The organism is Paenibacillus sp. E194 (assembly GCF_000935845.1).
GTDB lineage: Bacteria > Bacillota > Bacilli > Paenibacillales > Paenibacillaceae > Paenibacillus_B > Paenibacillus_B alvei_B.
In genome coordinates this window covers 1-8,313 of the sequence record NZ_JMDX01000243.1, presented here as the reverse complement: position 1 = coordinate 8,313, position 8,313 = coordinate 1, and the positions used below count along the sequence as shown (strand labels likewise).

Genomic DNA, 8,313 nt, shown 5'->3' with positions numbered 1-8,313 from the left:
AACTTGAAAATATTTAGGCAACTTGACACATACTAAAAATGAATCTTTATTGTTTGTATGAAATTAAATTTAAATACTGTACAGCTAGTTAGCTTCATAGGTTATTTCATCGTATCCCTCTTCTAATAATAAAAAAGAGAGGGCTTTATGGCCCTCGCAGATTATAGAATCAAGAATTGGAAGCTCAACTTTAATTCAATGTGGAGATTATTTTTGAAGACGTTCAAGCAATCTGGACAATTGCATTGGCAAATCGCCGGGCTTACGTGCTGTAATAAATTGACCGTCCTCTACCAAAAGGCTCCAATAAATGGTTTATTAAGCGGAATACCTGCTCAGTTGTCTACTTTTGCGTCATTGCTCATTATAAATCTCCCTATACTATGAATTAATCTAAAAAATTGATTCCAGTTAGATTTTCACTTAATCTCAAAAGCAGATCTGCATATTCGGCATGAACGGCCCACGGTCTAACTCCGGATGGATCCGAACTTTCAGCAGAAACAACTTCCGCAATGTCAACATTTTCGCAATAAACGTCACCTTTGCCATCAAGTTGACTATTTACTGCACACCACACAATTGTAGCAGCCCCTTCTGCTATGCTCTTAAATTCTTCATCATATTTAACTACAATACGATTACCATGCTCGTCCAAAGCTCCCATTGAACGCATTTCTTCATCTGATAAATTCCGAGACAAATTCGTTACAATCGTTCCTGAGTGAGCAGAGAATGCACGTAAATTAAATTCCTTACCTCGTTTATCCAACTCAACTGCAAATAAAGCATTTGCTGTCTTGGATTGCCCATAGGCTTGCCATTTGTCATAATCACGATTTCTAAAATTGGGGTCGTTAAAATCAACACCACAAAAACGATGACCACGCGAAGTAACCGATACAACTCTTGCGCCGTTTGCTCTGACTAAAGCTGGCCAAAGTCTTGCTGTTAATTGAAAATGTCCTAAATGCTTCGTTGCAAACTGAGATTCAAACCCTCGTGCATCGCGTTTCAGTGGATTTAGCCATAATTCCTGCGCAATTCACTAGAATGTCCAATGGCCGATTGGTTGTAAGGAATTCTTTTGCAAAAGCATCTATAGAATGTGCATCCATGAGATTCAATCTTCCCAATTCCACCCGTGGAATACCTGAAATTGCTTTTTGGGCCTGTTCAATTCTTCTTGCAGGTACGATTACTGTTGCTCCAGCTTCCGCAAGTACCCGAGTAATTTCAAGCCCCAACCCCGAATATCCTCCAGTTACAATGACTAGCTTTCCAATTAAATTCTTTCCTTCTAGGGCCTCTCTAGCTGTAGTTCTTGAGCTATAGCCAGAATGAATTGGTTTTTGAAGGGTTCTTTCATTATTCTCATTCAACATTTTATTTCACCTTCGTTTATTAACGGGTAGCTTTCCCCGTCTTTATTCGCCGAAAATGGGTAATTTTATAATTTATAATATCCAATGTATCTTGCAACTCAGTTACCTGCTTTGTGATTTGCTTTTTATGTTCTTCAAGGATCCTTTTACACGCTTCATCGTTTTTGTCGAGTGAGTACTTCATATATTCTTGTATATTTTTCAAGGGCATTTGTGTTCTCTTGAGATGATTAATGAAAAGTAGTGTGAGAATAAAATGGAAAGTTATTCTAGTGAATCTCATCACCATTGGTGAACTTGCGTTCTATTTAAGTACACCATTTCATTCGAGTGATTTAACTAAGCAAACAGCCAATTTCCCTAGCATGTAGGAAATTGGCTGTTTATCTTCTATACAATATCTTAGCGCGGGGTTTTATGTCATAAAGTTAATACTCTATTGGGTACAACAAATAATCAGCTTAGAAATATTTCATACTCATTGCCTCACGTATCTCTAGCATAGTTTCTTTTGCTACAAGGCGTGCTTTTTCTGTACCGGACATAAGAATTTCATCGACCTTTTTGGGATCGTTGTGATACATTTTTCTCCGTTCTCTCATTGGTTCAAGTAAATGGTTGATACTTTGCGATATCTTTCGTTTGCATTCCATACATCCAATCTGCCCCTTTTTACAACTTTCATAAATCTCATCGGAGCCTTCTTTACGAAATGCTTGATGATAAGCGTAGACTGGGCAAATTTCAGGATGTCCGATATCCGTTTTATGGATCCGTGCAGGATCAGTTGTCGCTTTCTTTAGCTTCTCACTGACCTCTTCTTGAGTAGAGTCCAAATTGATCGTGTTTCCTAGACTTTTGCTCATTTTATTATTTCCATCTAATCCGACCAGTCGTGGAACATCACCTACGAGTGGTTTTGGTTCCACTAACACAGGTTTATAAAGTTGGTTAAACCGCCGGACAATTTTCCTTGTTTGTTCGATATGAGGAACTTGGTCTTCTCCTACTGGAACCAAAGTCGCCTTACAAAAGGTAATATCAGCCGCCTGGCTTACGGGGTAGCCCAGGAATCCGTAATACATATCGTGAAATCCACGTTCTGTGGCTTCCGCTTTTATAGTAGGATTGTGACGTAACGAATTGACCGTAACAAACATGGAAAAATAAGTGGTTAACTCAGCAATCTCAGGGATCAAACTCTGAATAAATATTGTTGCGCTATCAGGGTTAATACCTGCTGATAAATAGTCCAATGCCACATTGCGCAAGTTTTGTTTAATTGATTCGGGTTTTTCAAAATGAGTAGTCAGGGCTTGAACATCTGCAAGTAATAAAAAAGTTTCGTATTGGGTTTGCAACTCCACACGATTTTTTAAGCTGCCAACGTAATGGCCAAGGTGAAGTTTTCCTGTAATCCGATCGCCTGTCAAAATCCGTTCTTTCACTTATGTTCCTCCTCATAATATTATTTCTGAAATGCAATCTTATGATCCACCAACCATCATCCATGGCCATCACCCCTTTCAAGTAATACAAAAAAACCTCGCCCAATAAAGGACGAGGTTTTCGTGGTACCACCTTTTTAATCGCTAATAGCGATTCACTCTAAAGTACGGCAAGATGGTTACCATCATTACGATACTCCTCTCATGATAACGGAGAGAGAATCCGGCAACGCCTACTCAATTCAGCGGAGCGATTCAGAAGCCCATTCGGCATCAGGTGAGGATCGGTTCACAGCATCCACCGACTCTCTGTACCTCATTATCTGATACGTACTTGCTCTTCATCAACATCGTTGATCCGTTCATATATAATTGAAAGTATTATAATGGATATCAATCAGTAAATCAAATTAAATTTTCAGGATAATTTTTTACATCAATCGAATTGAGTCAGTCCTTTCATAATTAAAAGAGCCGAGGGATACCCATTCGGCTCTTATTTGTTTACCGGTGTGCCGGCTCAACACCAGTATTTCAAACAGATTTGCAGTGTAAATATACAGAGTTATGAAAAATTAATCTGTTAGATGCTAAAAAAGAAATGAACGGGAAATGATAACCAACAAAATGAACAAGACCAAGATTACACCAATAGAAGTGAAACCTCCAAATCCACATGAGAAACCTCCAACAACTTCACCCATATGAGTTAACCTCCTCTCGTTTGGCACATTTACATAGTATAAATGTTACCTTCATTCTGACTCGGCTAATCCTCTAGAACTGCCTGGAATAGTGTGAGTTCAGATCCTTTTATCAAATTAACAGAAGCTTCCACAAAGTACGATGACCAACAAAATAAACAGAACCAATATTATGGCTGTAGAAGTAAAGCGATGATGACCAATTTCGCTCATTTGAGATGCCCTCCTCTCGCTAGATACAATACATATATTATTAAGGTAGTTATCTATTTGTCTCGGCTATACCCTACTCATTATAAAAAATACTAAGAGCTACAGACTTCCGTTCCTGCAGTCAAGCATTGCTTAAACAGCTCATTTTCTACTTCAACAGCCTCATTTTATGGCTGCCAATAGTGCTGAATACTTCTTGCCCTACTCTCGAAAGACCGATTAATCCACGCTAGTTTATGGGCTATATCTTCGTATATAACCCCGTCACGCGTCCATGCTTCTAGAAAGAAGAGCTTGGGGTCAACGGGATCTTGTTCTTGTTATTCCTTTTTCCCATCATATGAGCGGCTCTTTTCATAGTAATAGAAAAAGCACTCACTAAAGTGCTTTTTCTCATATCTTTATTCACTATCAAAAACCGACGAAGCATCCGTAACATTCATCCAAGATTGTTCATAATAAACAGGCTGCGCATCCATACTAAGGAAAAGGCAAGGAGCTGGCGGCAAAATGAGTATATTTACGGATGTTGCCCATGATAATCAATTACAGGATCGAACCGAAACTCAAAAGGTTGCGGATGTGATTATCGAGCAACTACAATTGTGGGGCGTTAAGCGGATTTACGGGGTGATCGGGGACGCCATTTTCGGCTTGATGGAGGGTCTCTCTCGCCAGAATGATTTGGAGTGGGTTGGCGTAAAACACGAGTCTGTCGCTGCCATGATGGCGTCTGCCGAAGCCAAATTAACCGGTCGAATCGGAGTATGCGCCGCGCAAATGGGACCTGGCTTGACAAATTTAATGACTGGTCTAGGAGACGCATACTTAGATCGCGTTCCCGTCTTGGCCATATCAGGTCAAGCGTCTATCCCCAAGATCGGAACGGCGTATAAGCAGTATATCGATCAGCAGGGACTAGTTCAGGCGATTACCGGGTTCAGCCGGATTGTCGTTCATCCCAATGCAGTCGTTGACACCTTAGCACAGGCCATGTTTACAGCAATGGAACAGGCAATTCCCGTTCATCTTTCCATACCTTCAGATCTATGGACACTTCCCTGCGGGGGAAAACCGCGCGAACCAATTCGAATCACAAATCAAATAGCTGGACAGAGCCAAATCCAACAAGCGGCGAATCTTATGTTTAAGGCGAAACGCCCCGTTATCCTTGCTGGCAATCGAGCAAATCATGCCTGTGATGCGATCCGGAAATTGGCTGATCGCTGGGGATGCGGAATTGTCATGAGTTACGGAGCAAAGGGAATAATTGCAGATTCTCACCCTTACCTGCTCGGCGGTTTGGGCGAAGGCGGGAATCCTTTTGCAAGCGACTTATGCAAACAAGCGGATGTCGTCCTTGCCATCGGTGCCTCTTGGTGGCCGGAATATCATGTCCCTGAACATGCGCAAGTGATCCATATCGAAGAACGGATATCAGTTATCGGCGAGGTTATTCCGTCACAAGTCGGGATCGTCGGTAATATCGCAGAGATAATCCAAGCACTTACAGAAGGCATGACAGACTACCGTTCAAATCCCGATTGGTTGCAACTCGTGAACCAATGTAAACAAGTCTGGAATGAACAAAACAAACTAGAACGTGCCATTTCATTGTCACCACTTCATCCAGCATTGATCGTCAGCGTCGTTGAACAACACATTGACAAGGACGCCATTATTGCGCTGGATGAAGGAGATGTTACCTTATGGTTTCTAAGAAACTTCAGGGGAACCGCCCATCATTTGGTGTTGTCGGAGCGTTGGAGAACGATGGGGTTTGGGTTGCCGGCCGCAATGGCGGCAAAATGTTCATTTCCGAACAGGCAAGTCATTTGTGTTACAGGGGACGGCGGATTAGGAATGGTACAGGCGGATTTAATTACAGCCGCATGTTACGGACTTCCCATAACAGTCATCGTTTTCAATAATGGAACCCTGCAAATGGAACATGACAAAATGATGATGAAACATCTCCGTCCGTTTGGGACAGACATCTCGAACCCGAATTTCGTCCAAATTGCAGAAGCGTCTGGATGGGTAGCCAAAAGAGCGGAAACGAATGATGAGCTTCGCATCGCCTTAGATGAAGCGAAATCAACCTCCAAACCTTACCTCATCGATGTCCCGACGGCAAAAATAACGCATCCGGATTTTCAAATCCAAAAATAAAGGAGCATGATTCTATGACATCGGCAACCGAAAAACATCCTACCTCCGTAAACATGCCCAAACCTCCTTATCCACTTCAGCACCAAGATGAGCAGCCCGGTATTGAGTCTCTGATGAACCCGCGTCCCATTTATGACGATCCAAACTACAAACCGAGCGACAAACTGAAAAATAAAGTGGCCATCATTACCGGAGGAGACAGCGGGCAAGGACGAGCCATAGCTGTAGCCTTCGCCAAAGAAGGCGCAGATGTCGTCATTGTGTATCTCAACGAACATACAGATGCTGAAGAAACCAAACAGGTTGTTGAGCAAAAAGGGCAAAAGTGTCTGTGTATTGCCGGGGATCTTGGCCAAGAAGATTTTTGCATACAAATCGTGGAACAAACCGTTACACAATTCGGCAAACTGGATATTCTCGTCAATAACGCGGCTGAGCAGCATGTTCAGAACAGTTTAGAAAGTATTACATCCGAACAGATGGAAAGAACGTTTCGAACCAATTTTTTCTCAGTATTTTATTTAACGAAGGCCGCCCTTCCCCACATGAAAAAGGGAAGCAGTGTTATCAATGCCGCCTCCCTCACTGCCTATGAGGGGAATGAACAGCTCATTGATTATTCAGCCACCAAGGGCGCTATCGTTGCTTTTACCCGGTCGCTCTCGAAATCGTTGCACAGCAGAGGCATACGAGTAAACGGCGTTGTCCCTGGGAGCATATGGACGCCTCTTATTCCCGCATCCTTTCCTGCCGCTCAAGTAGCAAAATGGGGAGAAAAAAATCCGATGGGTCGTGCAGGGCAACCTTGCGAGGTCGCACCCGCGTATGTATTTCTGGCATCGGAAGACGCATCGTATATTTCGGGTCAATTCATTCATGCTACAGGTGGTGTTATTGTGAACAGCTGAGGAGATCCAGCTTCGTGGAGATTCGAAAATCGTGACGGTCATACAACTAGATTTGGGACAGCAAAGTAAACTAAAAAGAGCCGCAGGATTCCCTAAGGCTCTTGCTCGTGTTATATCTGTTATACAACTCTCTTAAACTTCAGAGTGTAATCTTTACCGTAATCATTAAACCCATGTGAGGATACTCTGATGTATGCCTTATGCCCATTATAAAGCGAATACCAAATATTTTTCTCAATTGTGTTGTCATTGTAGTCGGTTACTTTAATAATTCTCCCGTTTGAATCTGTTCGATAAGCTGAAGATCGTAAATAACACCTGGCTGAGGCTTCATACTAATATGGAAACCCATTGCACTCTGATCACCATTTGTATAATCGGTCACATAGTAATCATAGTCATTGATATTATCAATTGGTAAAGTGAATTGGTCTTCAAATGAGTACCCCCATCTATAAAGCATCACAGCTTCTTGTAGGGTATCACCGAAACCCGTGTATGCAAAAACAGAAGGCGAAGTCACTACCATTACTACTGCCATCAAAAACGCGACAAACATTTTTTTTGCTTTCATAGTCTCACTTCCCTTTCATTTAGTATAGTAGGGATTCACACCCATATATCAACACATTATCTCAATAGGGTATATTTGTAAATAAAATATGATAATTGTCTTTATACCTAGTTATCTACTTTTTTTCAAATAATCACACATAACTCCTTTCCATCCCAAGCATTGACTTTCCTCCCGCCAATTCAACTACTTCACGTAATGGCATAATGGCTCGACCAACCCGTGCCCCATCAATTTACTTAACGCCTCTTCACCATTTGATTGTATATGGCGCATCATAGCATCATTGAAGATGTCAGTAAGCATTTCATGATAGCCTTCGTTTTTTGTTTGAATGCTTATTGGCTTGCCGAAGCCTACATTCTGATAAATAAGCTTTCGTGTAAACGCATTTAGAAGCTTATTGAGCTCCACTTGCACCTATAGCAGTGCGTACACGTTCAAGGATATCTGTTTCATTCTTGTAGTAGTTTTCACCGGTAATCATCCATTCGCGTTTCTTTGATTTCTTCCAGTCGCCTATTTCTATCTGAATGATGTCAGGAAGAATAGCTGCGGTCATGGCTCCATCTTTCAAAATTGTCTCGATATTCTTCATTTCATCCCCAAACTGAAAAAACAGGTGCATCCTCCTTTCTTAAGAAGCATCCGGGAAGTACACGCCACCTTTACGTTTGACCATACCACGAACGAAATACCGATCTCCGTCCATTTGGTGATCATTTTCCTTGACTGGTTTGTCTTCTCCCCTTGCTGCTGCCTTCTCATTCCATACATAGCATGAGAACTCACGCAGTGTTTCTTTGCAGCAATCGTTGTATTTAATCAATCCTTCGACAAGCACACGGAATACTCCGCGCAGCAATAAAAACCAGCTAATGTTTGTCAAGCTATCCCCTTGGTGATTTA

The 8,313-nt window shown here is 41.8% G+C and carries 9 protein-coding genes, 2 pseudogenes and 1 other annotated feature; of the genes and pseudogenes, 2 read left to right on the top strand and 9 right to left on the bottom strand.

Annotation, left to right across the window (positions count from 1 at the left end):
• Positions 1-388: 388 nt before the first annotated feature.
• From AZ66_RS33905 to AZ66_RS31600, 5 genes and pseudogenes are all read right to left on the bottom strand, one after another.
• Positions 389-1,385: pseudogene (locus AZ66_RS33905) on the bottom strand (SDR family NAD(P)-dependent oxidoreductase).
• 19 nt (positions 1,386-1,404) lie between these two features.
• A complete protein-coding gene (locus AZ66_RS23860; RefSeq protein ID WP_269433128.1) occupies positions 1,405-1,668 on the bottom strand; it encodes a MerR family DNA-binding protein in 264 nt (87 codons plus the stop codon).
• Between the two features lie 178 nt (positions 1,669-1,846).
• On the bottom strand, positions 1,847-2,833 hold the full coding sequence (trpS, locus tag AZ66_RS23855; protein ID WP_044357137.1) for a tryptophan--tRNA ligase: 987 nt from the start codon (positions 2,831-2,833) through the stop codon (positions 1,847-1,849).
• Positions 2,834-2,938: 105 nt separating this feature from the next.
• Positions 2,939-3,190 (bottom strand) — a binding site (T-box leader).
• 233 nt (positions 3,191-3,423) lie between these two features.
• Positions 3,424-3,537 carry a hypothetical protein gene (locus AZ66_RS33030; protein ID WP_044357136.1) on the bottom strand — a complete coding sequence of 38 codons (114 nt, stop codon included), beginning with the start codon at positions 3,535-3,537 and terminating at the stop codon, positions 3,424-3,426.
• A gap of 117 nt (positions 3,538-3,654) precedes the next feature.
• Positions 3,655-3,750: a YjcZ family sporulation protein gene (locus AZ66_RS31600; protein WP_156160061.1), complete on the bottom strand. Its 96-nt coding sequence runs from the start codon at positions 3,748-3,750 to the stop codon at positions 3,655-3,657.
• A gap of 510 nt (positions 3,751-4,260) precedes the next feature.
• On the opposite strand from AZ66_RS31600, the gene AZ66_RS23845 reads away from it, so the two are divergent.
• Together AZ66_RS23845 and AZ66_RS23840 are read left to right on the top strand one after the other, a co-directional pair.
• Positions 4,261-5,922, top strand: coding sequence for a thiamine pyrophosphate-binding protein (locus AZ66_RS23845; protein WP_044357135.1), 1,662 nt, complete (start codon positions 4,261-4,263; stop codon positions 5,920-5,922).
• A gap of 14 nt (positions 5,923-5,936) precedes the next feature.
• Complete coding sequence (locus AZ66_RS23840) at positions 5,937-6,830, top strand: SDR family oxidoreductase (protein ID WP_231587014.1); 894 nt, start codon at positions 5,937-5,939, stop codon at positions 6,828-6,830.
• Positions 6,831-7,089: 259 nt separating this feature from the next.
• On the opposite strand, the gene AZ66_RS23835 is transcribed toward AZ66_RS23840, so the two are convergent.
• The 4 genes and pseudogenes from AZ66_RS23835 to AZ66_RS23820 all read right to left on the bottom strand — a co-directional run.
• Complete coding sequence (locus AZ66_RS23835; RefSeq protein WP_044357134.1) at positions 7,090-7,404, bottom strand: hypothetical protein; 315 nt, start codon at positions 7,402-7,404, stop codon at positions 7,090-7,092.
• Positions 7,405-7,590: 186 nt separating this feature from the next.
• Positions 7,591-7,818: a hypothetical protein gene (locus AZ66_RS33025; RefSeq protein ID WP_044357133.1), complete on the bottom strand. Its 228-nt coding sequence runs from the start codon at positions 7,816-7,818 to the stop codon at positions 7,591-7,593.
• The gene (locus tag AZ66_RS23825) at positions 7,805-8,002 is read right to left on the bottom strand and encodes a hypothetical protein (protein WP_139170642.1); all 198 of its coding nucleotides are present in this window, start codon (positions 8,000-8,002) and stop codon (positions 7,805-7,807) included. Before AZ66_RS23825 ends, AZ66_RS33025 begins: the two co-directional genes overlap by 14 nt.
• Before the next feature lie 39 nt (positions 8,003-8,041).
• A pseudogene (locus AZ66_RS23820) lies at positions 8,042-8,313 on the bottom strand (hypothetical protein); the annotation flags it as partial.